The sequence below is a fragment of the Paraburkholderia caledonica NBRC 102488 genome (assembly GCF_000685095.1).
Taxonomy (GTDB): Bacteria; Pseudomonadota; Gammaproteobacteria; order Burkholderiales; family Burkholderiaceae; genus Paraburkholderia; species Paraburkholderia caledonica.
Genome location: NZ_BAYE01000017.1, coordinates 27,420 through 43,921, shown reverse-complemented (window position 1 = coordinate 43,921; position 16,502 = coordinate 27,420). Strand labels below are relative to the sequence as shown.

20 protein-coding genes and 1 tRNA gene are annotated in these 16,502 nt (G+C 61.3%); 18 read left to right on the top strand and 3 right to left on the bottom strand.

What is annotated here, in order from left to right:
* The first annotated feature begins 196 nt into the window (after nucleotides 1–196).
* From hisA to tatC, 9 genes are all read left to right on the top strand, one after another.
* On the top strand, nucleotides 197–949 hold the full coding sequence (hisA, locus tag BCA01S_RS26205; protein ID WP_020070648.1) for a 1-(5-phosphoribosyl)-5-[(5-phosphoribosylamino)methylideneamino]imidazole-4-carboxamide isomerase: 753 nt from the start codon (nucleotides 197–199) through the stop codon (nucleotides 947–949).
* A 237-nt stretch (nucleotides 950–1,186) separates the two neighbouring features.
* Nucleotides 1,187–1,960, top strand: a complete 774-nt coding sequence (hisF, locus tag BCA01S_RS26200) for an imidazole glycerol phosphate synthase subunit HisF (protein ID WP_020070649.1) — start codon at nucleotides 1,187–1,189, stop codon at nucleotides 1,958–1,960.
* A 1-nt stretch (nucleotide 1,961) separates the two neighbouring features.
* On the top strand, nucleotides 1,962–2,372 hold the full coding sequence (hisI, locus tag BCA01S_RS26195; protein ID WP_027779464.1) for a phosphoribosyl-AMP cyclohydrolase: 411 nt from the start codon (nucleotides 1,962–1,964) through the stop codon (nucleotides 2,370–2,372).
* A complete protein-coding gene (locus BCA01S_RS26190) occupies nucleotides 2,369–2,761 on the top strand; it encodes a phosphoribosyl-ATP diphosphatase (RefSeq protein WP_027779463.1) in 393 nt (130 codons plus the stop codon). Before hisI ends, BCA01S_RS26190 begins: the two co-directional genes overlap by 4 nt.
* 105 nt (nucleotides 2,762–2,866) lie before the next feature.
* Nucleotides 2,867–3,262: a DUF4870 family protein gene (locus BCA01S_RS26185; protein ID WP_020070652.1), complete on the top strand. Its 396-nt coding sequence runs from the start codon at nucleotides 2,867–2,869 to the stop codon at nucleotides 3,260–3,262.
* Nucleotides 3,263–3,343: 81 nt separating this feature from the next.
* Nucleotides 3,344–3,709, top strand: a complete 366-nt coding sequence (locus BCA01S_RS26180) for a histidine triad nucleotide-binding protein (RefSeq protein ID WP_020070653.1) — start codon at nucleotides 3,344–3,346, stop codon at nucleotides 3,707–3,709.
* 194 nt (nucleotides 3,710–3,903) lie between these two features.
* Nucleotides 3,904–4,140, top strand: coding sequence for a Sec-independent protein translocase subunit TatA (tatA, locus tag BCA01S_RS26175; protein WP_020070654.1), 237 nt, complete (start codon nucleotides 3,904–3,906; stop codon nucleotides 4,138–4,140).
* A gap of 39 nt (nucleotides 4,141–4,179) precedes the next feature.
* A complete protein-coding gene (tatB, locus tag BCA01S_RS26170) occupies nucleotides 4,180–4,698 on the top strand; it encodes a Sec-independent protein translocase protein TatB (protein WP_027779462.1) in 519 nt (172 codons plus the stop codon).
* 34 nt (nucleotides 4,699–4,732) lie between these two features.
* Nucleotides 4,733–5,512: a twin-arginine translocase subunit TatC gene (gene tatC, locus BCA01S_RS26165; RefSeq protein ID WP_027779461.1), complete on the top strand. Its 780-nt coding sequence runs from the start codon at nucleotides 4,733–4,735 to the stop codon at nucleotides 5,510–5,512.
* 194 nt (nucleotides 5,513–5,706) lie between these two features.
* Here the strand turns inward: tatC and BCA01S_RS26160 are convergent, their stop codons facing one another.
* Entirely contained in the window at nucleotides 5,707–6,921 is a 1,215-nt protein-coding gene (locus BCA01S_RS26160) for a Do family serine endopeptidase (protein WP_027779460.1), read from the bottom strand.
* Between the two features lie 19 nt (nucleotides 6,922–6,940).
* Here BCA01S_RS26160 and BCA01S_RS26155 point away from each other — a divergent pair, with 19 nt between their 5' ends.
* The 8 genes from BCA01S_RS26155 (at nucleotide 6,941) to BCA01S_RS26120 (ending at nucleotide 13,585) form a co-directional block, all read left to right on the top strand.
* A complete protein-coding gene (locus tag BCA01S_RS26155) occupies nucleotides 6,941–7,687 on the top strand; it encodes a Nif3-like dinuclear metal center hexameric protein (RefSeq protein WP_027779459.1) in 747 nt (248 codons plus the stop codon).
* A gap of 231 nt (nucleotides 7,688–7,918) precedes the next feature.
* Nucleotides 7,919–8,539, top strand: coding sequence for a ubiquinol-cytochrome c reductase iron-sulfur subunit (gene petA, locus BCA01S_RS26150; protein ID WP_020070659.1), 621 nt, complete (start codon nucleotides 7,919–7,921; stop codon nucleotides 8,537–8,539).
* A complete protein-coding gene (locus BCA01S_RS26145; RefSeq protein WP_027779458.1) occupies nucleotides 8,539–9,918 on the top strand; it encodes a cytochrome b in 1,380 nt (459 codons plus the stop codon). The genes petA and BCA01S_RS26145 overlap by 1 nt, the downstream gene beginning before the upstream one ends.
* Nucleotides 9,919–9,941: 23 nt before the next feature.
* A complete protein-coding gene (locus tag BCA01S_RS26140; protein WP_027779457.1) occupies nucleotides 9,942–10,697 on the top strand; it encodes a cytochrome c1 in 756 nt (251 codons plus the stop codon).
* 96 nt (nucleotides 10,698–10,793) lie between these two features.
* Nucleotides 10,794–11,405 (top strand): glutathione S-transferase N-terminal domain-containing protein, encoded by a 612-nt coding sequence (locus BCA01S_RS26135; protein WP_006052302.1) that lies wholly within the window; start codon nucleotides 10,794–10,796, stop codon nucleotides 11,403–11,405.
* A gap of 70 nt (nucleotides 11,406–11,475) precedes the next feature.
* On the top strand, nucleotides 11,476–11,994 hold the full coding sequence (locus tag BCA01S_RS26130; protein WP_027779456.1) for a ClpXP protease specificity-enhancing factor: 519 nt from the start codon (nucleotides 11,476–11,478) through the stop codon (nucleotides 11,992–11,994).
* A 19-nt stretch (nucleotides 11,995–12,013) separates the two neighbouring features.
* Nucleotides 12,014–12,089, top strand: a tRNA-Thr gene (locus BCA01S_RS26125).
* Nucleotides 12,090–12,457: 368 nt separating this feature from the next.
* A complete protein-coding gene (locus BCA01S_RS26120; RefSeq protein WP_027779455.1) occupies nucleotides 12,458–13,585 on the top strand; it encodes a methyltransferase in 1,128 nt (375 codons plus the stop codon).
* A gap of 31 nt (nucleotides 13,586–13,616) precedes the next feature.
* On the opposite strand, the gene BCA01S_RS26115 is transcribed toward BCA01S_RS26120, so the two are convergent.
* Complete coding sequence (locus BCA01S_RS26115; protein WP_027779454.1) at nucleotides 13,617–14,912, bottom strand: TIGR03862 family flavoprotein; 1,296 nt, start codon at nucleotides 14,910–14,912, stop codon at nucleotides 13,617–13,619.
* 560 nt (nucleotides 14,913–15,472) lie between these two features.
* On the opposite strand from BCA01S_RS26115, the gene BCA01S_RS26110 reads away from it, so the two are divergent.
* The gene (locus BCA01S_RS26110; RefSeq protein WP_027779453.1) at nucleotides 15,473–15,682 is read left to right on the top strand and encodes a DUF1059 domain-containing protein; all 210 of its coding nucleotides are present in this window, start codon (nucleotides 15,473–15,475) and stop codon (nucleotides 15,680–15,682) included.
* Nucleotides 15,683–15,799: 117 nt separating this feature from the next.
* Here the strand turns inward: BCA01S_RS26110 and BCA01S_RS26105 are convergent, their stop codons facing one another.
* Complete coding sequence (locus BCA01S_RS26105) at nucleotides 15,800–16,120, bottom strand: type II toxin-antitoxin system HicA family toxin (RefSeq protein ID WP_013589753.1); 321 nt, start codon at nucleotides 16,118–16,120, stop codon at nucleotides 15,800–15,802.
* Nucleotides 16,121–16,502: the final 382 nt, after the last annotated feature.

Here is a 16,502-nt window from a genome sequence, read left to right as displayed (position 1 = left end):
CTGCCGTGCGTCGTTCCGCCACGAGCGGAACCTCCGCCGCGCGCCACAGCTTTTGCACCGTAATTTCGCGCGGCCCTGCCGGTACGCAAGGCCGCCGAAAGAGTTGTACTAAACTAGCGAGACGGCGTTTTGGCGGGCTGACCTACCAGCCGCTGCCGCCGACCTTCAATCCCTTCCCACACAACACCCGATTGCTATGCTGCTGATCCCCGCCATCGACCTGAAAGACGGTCAGTGTGTACGCCTCAAACAGGGCGACATGGACCAGGCGACGATATTCTCCGAGGAACCGGCGGCTATGGCCCGACATTGGGTCGAGCGCGGCGCGCGCCGTCTGCACCTCGTCGACCTGAATGGCGCGTTCGCCGGCAAGCCGAGGAACGAAGAGGCGATTCGCGCAATCATCGAGGAAGTGGGCGGCGAGATTCCCGTGCAGCTCGGCGGCGGCATCCGCGACCTGAATACGATTGAGCGCTATCTCGACGACGGTCTGGAGTACGTGATCATCGGCACCGCGGCGGTGAAGAATCCGGGCTTCTTGCAGGACGCGTGCACGGCGTTCGGCGGCCATATCATCGTCGGTCTGGACGCGAAAGACGGCAAGGTCGCGACCGACGGCTGGAGCAAGCTGACGGGCCACGAAGTCGCCGATCTCGCGCGCAAGTTCGAGGATTACGGCTGCGAGTCGATCATTTACACGGACATTGGCCGCGACGGCATGCTGCAAGGCATCAACATCGAAGCGACAGTGCGTCTTGCTCGCGCGGTGAAAATTCCGGTGATCGCGAGCGGCGGGCTGTCGAACCTGACCGACATTGAATCGCTGTGCGAAGTCGAGGACGAAGGGATCGAAGGCGTGATCTGCGGCCGGGCAATCTACTCGGGCGATCTAGACTTTGCGGCTGCGCAAACGCTCGCGGACCGGCTGCGCGAATCGGACGACGCCTGAATGGTGGCGCCGCTGTCGTCGGTATGCGACAGGCGGGTTTGACGCGATCGCGCCCGGATTTTTTCCGGCATTCGAGCGCACGTGGCTGCGTGTTCCGGCGGCGCGCTCCCGTAGCGGCTCGAGGCTTGGCCGCGCGAAACACATCCGGCGTGGCGCGACCTCCCGCGCCGGACCATGCCGCTCGCTTCAGTCCGAAGTGAGCGGCCTCATCAGCGGTATTGGCAGAATTGCAAGATCATGGCTCTAGCTAAACGCATCATTCCCTGTCTCGACGTCACCGCTGGCCGCGTGGTCAAGGGCGTCAACTTCGTCGAATTGCGCGACGCGGGCGACCCGGTCGAAATCGCGCGCCGTTACGACGATCAGGGCGCGGACGAACTCACTTTCCTCGATATCACAGCAACCTCGGATCAGCGCGACCTGATCCTGCCGATCATCGAAGCGGTTGCCTCGCAGGTCTTTATTCCGCTGACGGTCGGCGGCGGCGTGCGCGCCGTCGAAGACGTGCGGCGTCTGCTGAATGCGGGCGCGGACAAGATCAGCATGAACTCGTCGGCGGTCGCGAATCCGCAGCTCGTAAAAGACGCTACCGACAAATATGGCTCGCAATGCATCGTCGTCGCGATCGACGCCAAGCGCGTTTCCGCCGACGGTGAGACGCCGCGCTGGGAAGTCTTCACGCACGGCGGACGCAAGGCCACCGGCCTCGAAGCGGTCGAATGGGCGCGCAAGATGGCCGAACTCGGCGCAGGCGAAATCCTGCTGACCAGCATGGACCGCGACGGCACGAAAAGCGGCTTCGACCTCGCGCTCACGCGCGCGGTGTCCGACGCTGTGCCGGTTCCGGTGATCGCGTCGGGCGGCGTCGGCAATCTGCAGCATCTCGCCGACGGCATCACGAGCGGCCACGCGGACGCCGTGCTTGCCGCGAGCATCTTCCACTATGGCGAGCACACAGTGGGCGAGGCGAAGCGCTTCATGGCCGAGCAAGGCATTTCGGTGAGGTTGTGACGTGGTGAATCCAACGGCAGTCAATTGGCTCGACAAGGTCAAATGGGACGCGAACGGCCTCGTGCCGGTCATCGCGCAAGAAGCGTCGACGAACGACGTGCTGATGTTCGCGTGGATGAACCGCGAGGCGTTGGCAAAGACCATCGAACTGGGCCGTGCGGTGTACTTCTCGCGCTCGCGCCAGCGCTTGTGGTTCAAAGGCGAAGAGTCCGGCCACGTGCAGCATGTGCATGAAGTGCGGCTCGATTGCGACGAAGACGTCGTGCTGCTGAAAGTGGAGCAGGTGTCCGGCATCGCGTGCCACACCGGCCGTCACTCGTGCTTTTTCCAGAAATTCGAAGGCACGACCGAAGATGGCGACTGGATCGCCGTCGATCCCGTGCTGAAAGACCCCGAACACATCTACAAATGACGCAGACCACGCAAGCTATACCGTCCACGCCGTCGACGACCGATACGCTGATGCGCCTCGCGGCGATCATCGACAGCCGCAAGGGCGGCGATCCCGACGTGTCGTACGTCTCGCGCCTGTTCCACAAAGGCGACGACGCGGTGCTCAAGAAAATCGGCGAAGAGGCCACCGAAGTCGTGCTGGCAGCCAAGGACACGCGTCACGGCGGCGCGACAAAGGCGCTCGTCGGCGAGGTCGCGGACCTATGGTTTCACTGCCTTGTGATGCTCTCGCACTACGATCTGAGCCCAGCCGACGTGCTCGCCGAACTAGAGCGTCGCGAAGGCATGTCCGGCATCGAAGAAAAGGCGCTGCGCAAGAGCCGCGAGCGCGAACAGAACGGCGACTGACCCGCATTCTTCGTCGATGTTTTCCCGTACTGTCTTGAAGTGGCGCGCGCCGGAGCCCACATTGCACTGAACGCATCGCAAACGCATCCTCGGGAGGACGCAAGCATGGAACAGTCGCATGAGAGTTATCCGCGGCCGGCGTATCGCCACGCGATCGAGCCGGAGCGGGAACGCAGCCTGCGCACGCTGACGCACGTGCTGTACGCGCTGTATGCAGTGCATTGGCTGACGGGCGGGCTGACCATCCTCGTCGCGATCATCATCAACTATGTGAAGCGGAGCGACGCGGCGGGCACGCCGTATGAAGCGCACTTCGAGTGGCAGATCCGCACGTTCTGGATCGGCCTCCTGGGTTATGCGATAGGCGGACTGCTGCTGTTCGTGGTGATCGGGGTTGCGGTGCTCTGGGCCGTGAGCATCTGGATGTTGTACCGTATTATCAAAGGGTGGCTGTATCTGTACGATAACAAGCCACTCGCGAATCCGCGTTCATGGTTCTGAATTCGTCCGACGTTAAGGGCGATGGCGGAACCGCGACGTACCGCGTCGAGTCATGCTTGGCATTACCGCATTAGGAATCCGATGAGCCACGACCCGAACTGTCTCTTTTGCAAGATCGCCGCAGGTGAGATTCCGTCGACCAAAGTCCACGAAGACGACGAGTTCGTCGCCTTCCGCGACATCCGTCCGGCGGCCGAGACCCATGTGCTGGTGATCCCGCGCAAGCACATTGCCACCCTCAGTGACTGCACCGAGAGCGATGCGCCGCTGCTTGGTAGAATGCTCGTTTTGACGGCGCGTCTTGCCGACCAGTTGGGCGTGGCGTACACAGGTGGCGAAACGGGCTTCCGCACGGTCATCAACACGGGGCCGGGCGGTGGGCAAGAGGTTTATCACCTGCACGCGCACATCCTGGCGGGGCCGCGTCCGTGGCAGCGCATGGGCTGATTGCGAAGATCGGGCGAGCGGCCCATCGGGTCGGCGTTGTTTTTGCTGCGTTGTAATTTCGGCGACGCGATCGCATGGCCACAATATGCACTGTGCCGCTGTAACGTAGAAGAAGCGCATCTGCTTCGATTCACGCCGCAAGGCAGACGATTTTTGCCGCATCACGTGCGGCGTCGGGGTTAAGGAGAGTAGTCATGGGTTCGTTGAGTATTTGGCATTGGTTGATCGTGTTGCTGATCGTGGCGCTCGTGTTCGGCACGAAGAAGTTGCGCAATATCGGCGGCGACCTGGGTGGCGCTGTGAAGGGCTTCAAAGAAGGCATGAAGGAAGGTGAAACACCGGCCGAGACGCAGCAGCGCGAACTGCCGCGCAACGGCGCCGTCGATGTGGAAGCAAAGGAAAAGGCCCCGCGTTCGGGCGATTACCGCTAAGTCGCGGGCCAACCGCGTTACTGACGGACATTTTCCTCCATGCTGGACCTCGGTCTAACCAAGATGGCGCTGATCGGCGTCGTCGCGCTAGTCGTGCTCGGCCCTGAGCGCTTGCCGCGCGTCGCCCGCACAGCCGGCGCGCTGTTCGGTCGCGCTCAGCGGTATATCAACGACGTCAAGTCGGAAGTCACGCGGGAAATCGAGCTCGACGAATTGCGTCGCATGAAAACCGAGTTCGAGACGGCGGCCAGCAATGTCCAGACCTCCGTGCAGGAGAACCTGCGCAAGCACGAGACGGAACTGAACGACGCGTGGAACAGCGGCACGTCGGTGTCGCCGAGCATTGCCGGCGGTGCGGTCGAAGACGCCGTCAATACTCCGTGGCAAGGCAGCACGCCAGCCGGGTCCGCCAAGCGCAAGAACTGGCGCGTCAAGCAAACCGCAATGCCAACCTGGTACAAGCGCGCAACCACGCGCCGCACGCGCGTGCAGTCGGGCGCGGCGCGCGTCGCGCGGCACACGCCTGCCAGCATGCGTCGTCCGACGCGGTTTTTCTGATGACCAGAACGACAATCTCTAACCGAGGGCCGGTGTGAGCGACCCCCAGAAAAGTCAGGACGAAGGCGCTGAAGAGACCTTCATTTCTCACCTCGTTGAATTGCGCGACCGCATTATCCGCGCGGGCCTTGCCGTCATCGTGGTGTTTGTCGGCTTGGTGTATTGGGCGCCGGATATCTTCCGGCTGCTGGCGCGGCCGCTGATGCAGAACCTGCCCAAAGACGGCAAGATGATCGTCACCGACGTCACCGGCTCGTTCTTCGTGCCGATGAAAGTGACCATGCTGGTGGCTTTCGTGATCGCGCTGCCCATCGTGCTATATCAGATCTGGGCGTTTGTCGCGCCGGGTCTCTATCAGCACGAAAAGAAGCTGGTCGGGCCGTTGGTCGGCAGCAGCTATACGCTCTTTCTGTGCGGCATGGCGTTCGCGTACTTCGTGGTGTTCCCGACCATCTTTCGCGTAATGGCCCATTACAACGCGCCATTAGGCGCGGAGATGACGACCGATATCGACAACTACCTGAGCTTCGTGCTCACCATGTTCATTGCGTTCGGCGTGACGTTCGAAGTGCCGATCGTCGTCGTGCTGCTGGTGCGCATGAACGTAGTAACGCTGAAGAAGCTCAAGGAGATCCGGCCGTATGTGATCGTCGGCGCGTTCGTGATTTCGGCGGTGGTCACGCCGCCAGACGTGTTCTCTCAGCTTATTCTCGCCATTCCACTGATCGTGCTGTATGAGGCGGGGATCATCGCCGCGCGGTTGATCGTCGGCAAGCAACCCGCAGTTGTCGAAGACGCGACGCCGCCGGCTTGAAGTGAAACCGCTACGGTTTGCCGTGGCTCTGCCGATCGGTGACAGGCCTGCGGTGACTCGATGTGAGTCCTGCGGCAATGCTGCGGCAGAAATCACGCAGCGCGGCTAAAACAAAAGGGCAGTCCGTCATGGGCTGCCCTTTTTTGTGTTCTGCGTTCTGCCTCAAGCCCGCATGGCTTTGGCACTGGCAGACCTCAACCGCCGTCGTCGTCCTGCTGATCGCTATCTTCGACGGGTTGTTTCGGCGGCGGCGGGCGCTTGCCGATGGTCACGTCGAGATCGAGCTCGCGGTTCTTGCGCACCAGGTGCACCTTCGCGGCCGTGCCCGGCTTGATCTGCGCGATCACATTCAGCAGGCGGGTCGTGTCGGTGATTTCCTGGCCGTTCACGCTCATCAGAATGTCGCCTGGCTTGATACCGGCGCGGTCGGCCGGACCGTTCTTCAATACGCCCGCGACAATCGCGCCCGACTTCTGCTCGAGCCCGAACGATTCGGCAATTTCCGGCGTGACATCCTGCGGCTCGACGCCGATCCAGCCGCGCGTGACCGAACCCGTGGTGATGATGCTCTCGAGCACGCTGCGCGCCGTGGACACCGGGATCGCGAAGCCAATGCCGAGCGAACCGCCAGAGCGCGAATAAATCGCGGTGTTGATGCCGAGCAGATTGCCGTTCACGTCGACCAGTGCGCCGCCCGAATTGCCGGGATTGATCGCCGCGTCGGTCTGAATGAAGTTTTCGAACGTATTGATGCCGAGATGGTTGCGACCGAGCGCGCTGACAATGCCCATGGTGACCGTCTGCCCGACGCCGAACGGATTACCGATCGCGAGCACGACGTCGCCAACGCGGGTCTGTTCCATGCGACCCAGGGTGATGGTGGGCAAGTTGGTCATGTTGACCTTCAGCACGGCCAGATCCGTTTCAGGATCGATGCCGATCACCTTGGCGTTCGTGGTGCGGCCGTCGGCCAACGCGATTTCGATCTGATCGGCGCCGTCGACCACGTGCTGGTTCGTTAGAATGTAACCTTCCGAACTCACTATCACGCCGGAGCCGAGGTTCGCGGCCGGTTGCTCGCGCTGCTTGCGATTGTTCTTGTCGCCGAAGAAGTAGCGAAACAACGGGTCTTTTGCTCGCGGATCGGGCGGCAGCGAGCCATCTTTGCTGGAAAAGACATTGACGACCGCAGGCATGGCCTTTTGAGCGGCGTCTGCATAAGACGCCGTTGCGGGCCCGCTACCCATGCCAGGCGCCACTTCCCGCAAGGCGACGATCGGTTCGGCAAGTTGCTTGCCGAATTGCCCTTGACGCTGGAGCCACTGCGGTTTGAGGGTCGCGATGATGAACATCAGCGCCAACAGCACAGTCACCGCTTGGGCAAAGAACAGCCAAAAGCGTCTAAGCATCTGAAGACTAGAGGTTTATATGGATCGGATCGAACTTGAATTGTACTTGAACAATCTCCTTGAAACCGCGCGCTTCAAGGACTATTGCCCCAATGGTCTGCAAGTCGAAGGGCGTCGCAAGATCAACAAGCTCGCAACGGGCGTGACCGCCTCGGTGGCGTTTCTCGAGGCCGCGCTGGACTGGGGCGCGGACGCCGTGCTCGTCCATCACGGCTATTTCTGGCGCAACGAGGCGCCGCAGATCACCGGCCGCAAATACGCGCGCCTGAAACTGCTGCTCGCGAACGACCTGAACATGTTCGCTTATCACTTGCCGCTCGACGACCATCCCGAATTGGGCAACAACGCGCAGATAGGCGCGAAGATGGGCTGGATCAGCGACGCGCGCTTCGGCGAGAACGACCTCGGCTGGCTCGCCACTTTTGCGATGCCGATCACGCTCGCGCACTTCACCGCCGAGATCGAACAGACGCTTGGCCGCACGCCGCTCGTGTTCGGCGACCCGGATCGCAGTCTGCGCCGCGTCGCGTGGTGTACGGGCGCTGCGCAAGGCATGTTCGACGCGGCGATCAACGCCGGCGCCGACGTTTATCTGACCGGCGAGGTGTCGGAGTCGGTCATGCACACGTCGGCGGAAAGCGGCGTCGCGTTTCTCGCGGCCGGGCATCATGCGACGGAGCGCCTCGGGGTGCAGGCGGTGGGCAAGCACTTGTCGGAGCAGTTCGATATCGAACATCTCTTTATCGATATCCCTAATCCGGTTTGATTCGTTTGAAATAGAAAATACGCATTAGCTAAGCAAAAGGCACGAATAACGGAGGGGACACTTAAAAGGAGGTGCGAAAAAGTTTGCGATCCGTACGGAGAAACCCTTACCTATCAAGGGCTTCGCACGGTTTTTGGCAATCGGCCCTTGTAAATGGCGACTCCATTCGAGCAAACTAGCGGCGGTAGAAGCGACGTGAAGGAAAAATCCAACTCAGAAGTGGGGCGTGTGATGCGAGACAAGGAAGATGAACGCGTCGACGGCAGCCGCCGTACCTGGCTGATAGCGACGACCGTAGCAGGTGGCATAGGAGGCGTTGCCACTGTCGTACCCTTTGTTAGTTCGTTTGCACCATCTGAAAAGGCCAAGGCAGCAGGTGCCCCGGTCGAAGTTGACATCAGCAATCTGAAGCCCGGCGACATGATGACCGTTGCATGGCGCGGCAAGCCGGTCTGGATCATCAACCGCACCGACAAGATGCTTGCCGATGTCCAGAAAGCCGATAACGAAGTAGCCGATCCCCACAGCAAGAACGTCTTTTCGATGCCGTTGCCGGAGTACTGCAACAACGAATTCCGTGCACGGACCGACCGCAAGAACATATTTGTCGCCGTTGCCGTGTGCACCCATCTGGGCTGCACGCCGACGCCGCGCTTCATGGAGGGCGCGCAGCCCAATCTTCCTGACGACTGGCCAGGCGGCTTTCTCTGCCCGTGCCACGGTTCGACCTATGACATGGCCGGCCGCGTCTTCAAGAACAAACCTGCGCCGCAGAACCTCGACATCCCGCCTTACATGTTCACGGGAGCCAACGGGCTCGTGATCGGCAAGGACGAGAAAGGAGAAGCGTAATGGCGATCGAACACGAAGTAGAGACGACCGGGCTGGTCGGTTGGATCGACCGGCGCTTCCCCTTAACGTCCACCTGGAAAAAGCACGTCTCCGAATACTACGCACCGAAGAATTTCAACTTCTGGTACTTCTTCGGGTCGCTCGCGCTGCTGGTGCTGGTCAATCAGATCGTCACCGGCATTTTCCTCACGATGAACTACAAGCCCGACGCGACGCTCGCGTTCGCGTCGGTCGAGTACATCATGCGCGAAGTGCCGTGGGGATGGCTGATCCGCTATATGCACTCCACGGGCGCGTCGATGTTCTTCGTCGTCGTGTATTTGCATATGTTCCGCGGCCTCATGTACGGTTCGTACCGCAAGCCGCGCGAACTCGTATGGATTTTCGGCTGCGCGATCTTCCTGTGCCTGATGGCCGAAGCGTTCTTCGGTTACCTGCTCCCGTGGGGCCAGATGTCGTTCTGGGGCGCGCAGGTTATCGTCAACCTGTTCTCGGCCATTCCGTTCATCGGGCCGGACCTGTCGCTTTGGATTCGCGGCGACTACGTGGTGTCGGACGTCACGCTGAACCGCTTCTTCGCGTTCCACGTGATCGCGATACCGCTGGTGTTGCTTGGGCTCGTCGTCGCTCACCTGGTCGCGCTGCATGAAGTCGGTTCCAACAACCCGGACGGCATCGAGATCAAGGCGAAGAAAGACCCGGACGGCATTCCGCTCGACGGCATCCCGTTTCATCCGTACTACTCGGTGCACGATTTCTTCGGCGTGTCGATCTTCCTGATGATTTTCGCGGCGATTATTTTCTTCGCGCCGGAAATGGGCGGGTACTTCCTCGAGGCCAACAACTTCGTCCCGGCGAATCCGCTGCAAACACCTCAGGAAATCGCGCCCGTGTGGTACTTCACGGCCTTTTACGCGATGCTGCGCGCCACGACCGATCCGTTCAAGATCGTGCTGATGATCGTGATCGCGTTGCTTGGCCTGCTCGCGCTGGTGCGCGCCCGCGGCAAGTGGAAACTGGGTTTGCCGGTGCTCGCGGTGCTCGTGATTCTGGCAATGGCCTTCACCGAGTCGAAGTTCTGGGGCGTGGTGGTGATGGGCGGCGCGGTGATTTCGCTCTTTTTCCTGCCGTGGCTGGACCGCTCGCCGGTCAAGTCGATCCGCTACCGGCCGTTCTTCCACAAGGTGTTTTACGGGATCTTCGTGCTCGCTTTCCTGACGTTGGGCTTCCTCGGCACTAAACCGCCGTCGCCGGCCGCCACGTTGATTGCGCAGGTGTGCGCGCTGATCTACTTCGCGTTTTTCCTCGGCATGCCGTTCTGGACGAGGCTTGGCACGTTCAAGCAGCCGCCCGAGCGGGTGCGGTTCAAGTCCCACTAATGGCGAGCGAGGAGAACACGAAGATGAAGAAACTGCTTTCGACGTGCGCGCTGATCGGCGCGACACTGCTCGCGGTGCTGAGCGGCCCGGCGTATGCGGACGAGAATGTTCATCTCGACCGCGCGCCGGATAACGCGGACAATTTCGCTTCTTTGCAGCACGGCGCGCAATTGTTTGTAAACTACTGCCTGAATTGCCACAGCGCGAATCTGGTGCGCTACAACCGGCTGACCGATCTCGGCATTGCGCCAGCCGAGATTCAGTCGAACCTGCTTTTCACTACCGACAAGGTCGGCAACACGATGACCGTGGCAATGCGCCCGGACGACGCGAAGGCGTGGTTCGGCGCAAGTCCGCCGGATTTGTCGGTGGAAGCGCGGGCGCGCGGCAAGGACTGGCTCTACACGTATCTGCGCAGCTTTTATCGCGACAATACGCGGCCGACTGGCTGGAATAATCTGGTGTATGAAAACGTGAGCATGCCTCACGTGTTGTGGCAGCTTCAGGGGCAACGTACCGCGAAGTTCGGTGACGAAGTCGACGAAAAAACGGGCGAAACGGTGCACAAATTTGTGGGCTTCCAGCAGGTCACTCCGGGGACGATGTCGCCGGTAGATTATGATTCTGCTGTGGCCGACCTTGTGTCGTATCTGTCCTGGATGTCCGAGCCGACTCAGAAAACCCGCAAACAGCTTGGCGTGTGGGTGCTGATGTTCCTCGGTATTCTGAGCTTTTTCGCCTGGCGACTGAACGCCGCGTACTGGAAACATATCAAATAATCACGCCGCTACACGGCGTGGGGCCGGCGCCAGGAAAAACCTGCTGAACGGTTTTTCCGCGCGCTGGCCCTTCAGCTTTTTGAGGAAACGTAAATCATGATGGTTCTGTATTCCGGCACAACTTGCCCGTTCTCCCAGCGTTGCCGGCTGGTGTTGTTCGAAAAGGGCATGGACTTCGAGATCCGCGACGTCGACCTGTTTAACAAGCCGGAAGACATCGCCGTGATGAATCCGTATGGTCAGGTGCCGATTCTCGTCGAACGGGACCTGATTCTGTACGAATCGAACATCATCAACGAATACATCGACGAGCGCTTTCCGCATCCGCAACTGATGCCGGCCGACCCGGTTCAACGCGCGCGTGCCCGTCTGTTCCTGCTGAACTTCGAGAAGGAACTGTTCGTCCACGTCGGCACGCTCGAGAACGAGAAGGGCAAGGCCGCGGAGAAGAATCACGAGAAAGCGCGCCTCGCGATCCGCGACCGCCTGACGCAACTCGCGCCGATCTTCCTGAAGAACAAGTACATGCTCGGCGAAGAGTTCTCGATGCTCGACGTCGCGATCGCGCCGCTCCTGTGGCGTCTCGATCACTACGGCATCGAACTGTCGAAGAATGCGGCACCGCTGATGAAGTACGCCGAGCGCATTTTCAGCCGTCCGGCTTATATCGAGGCGCTGACGCCCTCGGAAAAGGTGATGCGTCGTTGAGTTTGGCTTTGGGTTGCGGGCTTCGCGCGGCGTCTCGCGCGCAGCTCCGCGCCCGGTAAGAGGACTGCTGATGCAAGAGATTTCCACCAAGCCGTACCTGCTGCGAGCGCTGTACGAATGGTGCACGGATAACGGCTACACGCCGCATATCGCAGTACGCGTCGACAATCAGACGCGTGTGCCGCGGCAATTCGTGCGCGACAACGAGATTGTGTTGAACATCAGCTTCGAGGCTACGAGCCAGTTGCAAATGGGCAACGAGTGGGTCGAATTCAGCGCGCGTTTCTCCGGCAAGTCGCACAAGATCGAAGTGCCGGTCGCCAATATCCTCGCGATATACGCGCGCGAAAACGGGCAGGGCATGGCATTTCCGGTCGAGTCGACCGGAGGCGAAGCGCAGGATTCGGGTGCCGACGCCGAAACAGTCGAGCCGGCCGCCGCGCCGGTTGCCCCCAGTGCGCCTCGTGCGGTCGAAGGTCCGTCCGCAACTGACAGCACCGCCAAAGCTGACCAGACGCCGGAGGGCGACCAGCCCGACGACGACGGTTCAAAAGGTGGCGGTAGGGCTCGCCTCAAGATCGTAAAATGAAGTAGAATCACGGCCTCATGCCGGCTTAGCTCATCAGGTAGAGCGCTTGACTTGTAATCATGAGGTGGCGGGTTCGAGTCCTGCAGCCGGCACCAGTAGCACGAAACGGGGTTTCTGTTCAGTCAGAAACCCCGTTTTTTTATTTGGCGCTCATTGGGCACCTATTGGGCGGCGACGAGGCTCACACGCGAGCCATCGCAGTTTTTCGCCGATCGGTGAGCGTCTTTTGATGCTCGAATTCGCCATATCTCTTTCACCTTGTCGATCGTGGACAAAATTGTCTAAATCCGTGGCGAACAGCGCGGCGAATACGATGCCGTGAGGCGAGGCGGCAGGGGTTACTATTCGGGTCGGGCCGGCATTGCTGTTTGCTCATGCACGCCGCCCGCGCACACCGGCGCATAGCGCCGTCCAACCAGGCCACGTCTTACCGCGTCGCTCCCGCAACACGACCCACCTCATCATGACCAGCCCTGCAAGCATCACCTGGCCCGAAGCCGACGGCCCCCGCACCGCGCGTTGGCGCTCCGAAGCGGCGGTGCCTCCGCCAAAACGCGTGATCGTCGCCGACGACCGGACCACCGCCGACTCCGCCTACCGGCTCGCGTGCGAAGGCACCGCGCTTCTGTGGAACGGGGATTTCCAGAACGCGCGGCAACTGTTGCAGGCGGTGACGCGACGTCTCGAACGCAAACCGCGCAAGCAGGGCGCCACGCCGATCGAGGCGTTCAACCTGCACCGGCAGACGCAGTCACAACGTGCGCGCACGCTCGGCATGATCCTGATACCGCTTGACGCGTCATACGCGATTCCGCTGCGCCGCGCGCCCGACGTGCAACAGGCGTGTATCGAGACCTATGGACCGCCGACCGATGAGGCGTCGGTCGTGTCGTTGCGCGAACTGCTCGGACTGATTGGCGCGCACGAGTGGCGCAAAAAGGGCGTCGAGATTCCCGCGCTCGGCGATCGCATTCATCCTTATTACGGTGTGTTTTCGCCGGTGCGCGGTGAATACGTGGATCTCGTTGCGCGGACCGCGCTGCCTTCGTTGAATAAGGCGTTCGATATCGGCACCGGCACGGGCGTGCTGTCGGCGTTGCTGGCAAAGCGCGGCGTGAAGAAGATCGTCGCCACGGACCAGGACCCAAGAGCGCTTGCGTGCGCGCGGGAGAACATTGCGCGCCTCGGCTACGAACAGCAGGTCGAGGTCGTTCAAGTGGACCTGTTCCCTGAAGGCCGCGCGCCGCTGGTTGTTTGCAACCCGCCTTGGGTGCCGGCGCGGCCCGCATCGCCGATCGAATATGCGGTCTACGATCCGGAAAGCCGAATGCTATTGGGCTTTCTCAACGGCCTGGCCGAGCATTTGTCGCCGGGGGGCGAAGGCTGGCTCATTTTGTCGGACTTCGCGGAGCATCTGGGTTTGCGCACCCGCGAGTGGTTGCTTGCCGCGATCGACGAGGCCGGCTTAACTGTGATCGGGCGCGAGGATATTCGTCCGAGGCATCCCAAATCCACCGACGAGACCGATCCGTTGCACGCAGCGCGGGTCGCCGAAGTTACGTCGCTGTGGCGGTTAAAGGCGCGTGCCTGAAGCGAGTTTGGAATCTGACGCGGCGCCCACTTTACTGCGACGCGCCGCGCGCCCCTGTGAACGCTGCGGCACCGCGCCCAGCGACGAGACCGCTCGCAAAGCACGCAGTCAGCAGATAACCGCCTGTCGGCGCTTCCCAATCGAGCATTTCGCCCGCGCAAAAAACACCGGGCAAGTGCCGGATCATCAAATGCTGATCCAGCGCTTCGAACGGAATGCCCCCCGCGCTGCTGATGGCTTCTGCGATCGGTCGGGCGCGCAGAAGTTTTACCGGGAGCGCCTTGATAGCGTGCGCGAGACGTGGGGCATCTGCGAACACGTCTTTCGGCAGCATCTCGTGCAGTAATGCCAGTTTGACACCGCTAATCCCAACTCTTCCCTGCAGGTGACTCGATATCGACCGCGAGCCGCGCGGCCTCGTGACTTCTGACATCACTCGCTCCAAAGGCAAGCCGGGCGCCAGATCCAAGGCGATGGTGAGTTCGCCGTCAGCAAGAATTCGCTCGCGAATCGCGGCGGAAAGCGCATAGATCAGGCTCCCTTCGAGGCCTGTTTCCGTCAAAAGTATTTCACCTTGTCGATTGTGGACTTTTTCGTCTACATCGGTAAATGAAATGGCGATGGACTTTACCGGCTGACCGGCGAAACGGCCGCGCAGGTAAGGGCTCCAGTCCACGTCGAAGCCGCAGTTCGCGGGTTGCAGTGGACGCACGGGCACGTGGCGGGACGTGAGCAACGGAACCCAGGCCGCATCCGATCCGAGGCGAGGCCAACTTGCGCCGCCCAGCGCCAACACGACGGCGTCATAGGTTACGGCCCGCTCGCCGTCGGGCGTGGCGAACACAAGGGTATGCGCGGAATGCGCCGTCGCGGACGCGTCGGCGGCGGTCTCCTCTTCGGTCTGCCAGCCGATCCATTTTTGCCGCATGTAGAAGCGCACGCCTGCATCCCTCAATCGATGCAGCCAGGCGCGCAGCATCGGCGCCGCTTTCATGTCGGTGGGGAAAACGCGTCCCGAACTGCCGACGAACGTCTCGACCCCAAGCTCTCGCAGCCACGCGCGCAGAGTGTCCGGCCCGAACGTCTGCAGCAGCGGCGCAATCCATTCGCGGCGGGCGCCGTAGCGATCGAGAAACGGCTCGAGCGGCTCCGAATGCGTGATGTTCATGCCACCTTTGCCGGCCATCAGGAACTTGCGGCCCACCGAGGGCATCGCGTCATGGACGTCGACCTGTACGCCTTGCAGGGAAAGCGCCTCGGCGGCCATCAGGCCAGCGGGTCCGCCGCCGATAACGGCGACGCGGGCGGAATCGAACGAAGATGACATGCGAGCCTGCCGATGAGCAAAAGAGGGCGCGCCGGCAGCTAATGCGTGGACGGTGCGAAGAGTGTGACAAACGACTAACTGGGCATTGTGAAGGCGCTGGAACGCTCGCGAACCCGGACGCCCAACAGAGCGTCGGACACGATGAAGGCGCCAAAGCGCGCAGGAACGTATCCGGTGCGGCAGAACGCGCCGGATGCGCCCAGACGCCCGCAGCACGAAAACAGTGCCCAACCCCTCAACACCCCACGAAGCCCGCTATTTTCACACCGCATCCAGCGCGGAGCAAACGCACCTGTCACCAACCGGGCGTCAGAACGCTACATTCAGGCGCGCTTGCCCCCGGGCTTGTCCGATGCACGGCTTTGTTATTCAGCATCGCCAACTATAATTTTTGGACACCTTCCATTGGGCGCGTTCGAGTCATTCCCCGCGTCATTCCCGCGTCAAGATAAGCGACCGCGCTGTCCGGGCGCCGCATGCCGTGGCATCGGGAGCGGTGCGCTTCGGTTTGCGCCTTGTGCCAGCGTGGATGGTCACACATATCGATCAAGGAGACTGCCATGACCCGCAAATACATCGACTGCCGCGAGTTCCCGAGCGAAACGAACTGCACGGTCGCACTGTCGGCCGATAGCGAAGACGAACTGCTCAACGCAGCCGTGCAACATGCCGTCAGCGTGCACAAACACGACGACTCGCCTGAACTGCGCCAGCAATTGAGGACGCTCTTCCACGAAGGCACGCCGCCGGTGGAAGCGCCGCGCGCGTGAATCGAGCGTTCTGGAAGAAGGAGCCACCGCGGTGACTCGCGGGGGAGGCGAGCGGCGGGTGGCCGCTCGCGCAAGTCGCCGTGTGGGTTCGATATGTCCGCGCTTCCTCGCCGGACCTCAGCTCGGATAAGCCTCGTCCACCTTGAGGCCCGCAAGCTTGAAGATGACCCGCAGCGTTTGCGGTTTGATATCGCGCCGTGAAGCCAGCGTCGTCATCACGAAGTCGAGCACTTTCGCGTATTTAAGCAGTGTCAGACACGTTTCCATGTCGACGCTCCCGTCCCGCATGACTTCCGCGAGACGAAGCATTTCGGTGGAGATGTCGCGGGCCATCTCGAGTTCAAGCTGCTGCTTCTCCGACCAGGCGGGCATGGCGGTGAGCTTCGCCATCATCTCCTGGAACTTCTGTTCGACGTTTCCGTTGGGTACCGTATCCATTGCTGCCTCTTCTATTATCCGGGCGCACGTTCAGTTGAGATCGCGGCGCGCTGCCGGTGACGTAACGTTCGGCCCATGTCACTGGGCCGCCCTCCCCACTTGCATCAGGATCGTGTGTCCGTTACCACGACCGACAGCTTATTGTTATAGGCACCACGGCTTACGTTCTTGGGACTCGGGCGGCGGGGAATCGGTTTCTGCGCCGTACGTAAATGTCCCGCGTCGTGCCTTTGCGAGCAGGAAGTGTTCCAGGATTGCTGCACTTCCTGCAGGTTTTTCGCGGCTCTTCGGTGAGCGGGCCGCGGTTTGGGTAAACTGGCAGCAACTTCTTCCTTTTTCCGTCACCTGACGCACGTTCGCGTTGCAATTGACGCCGGTCCCC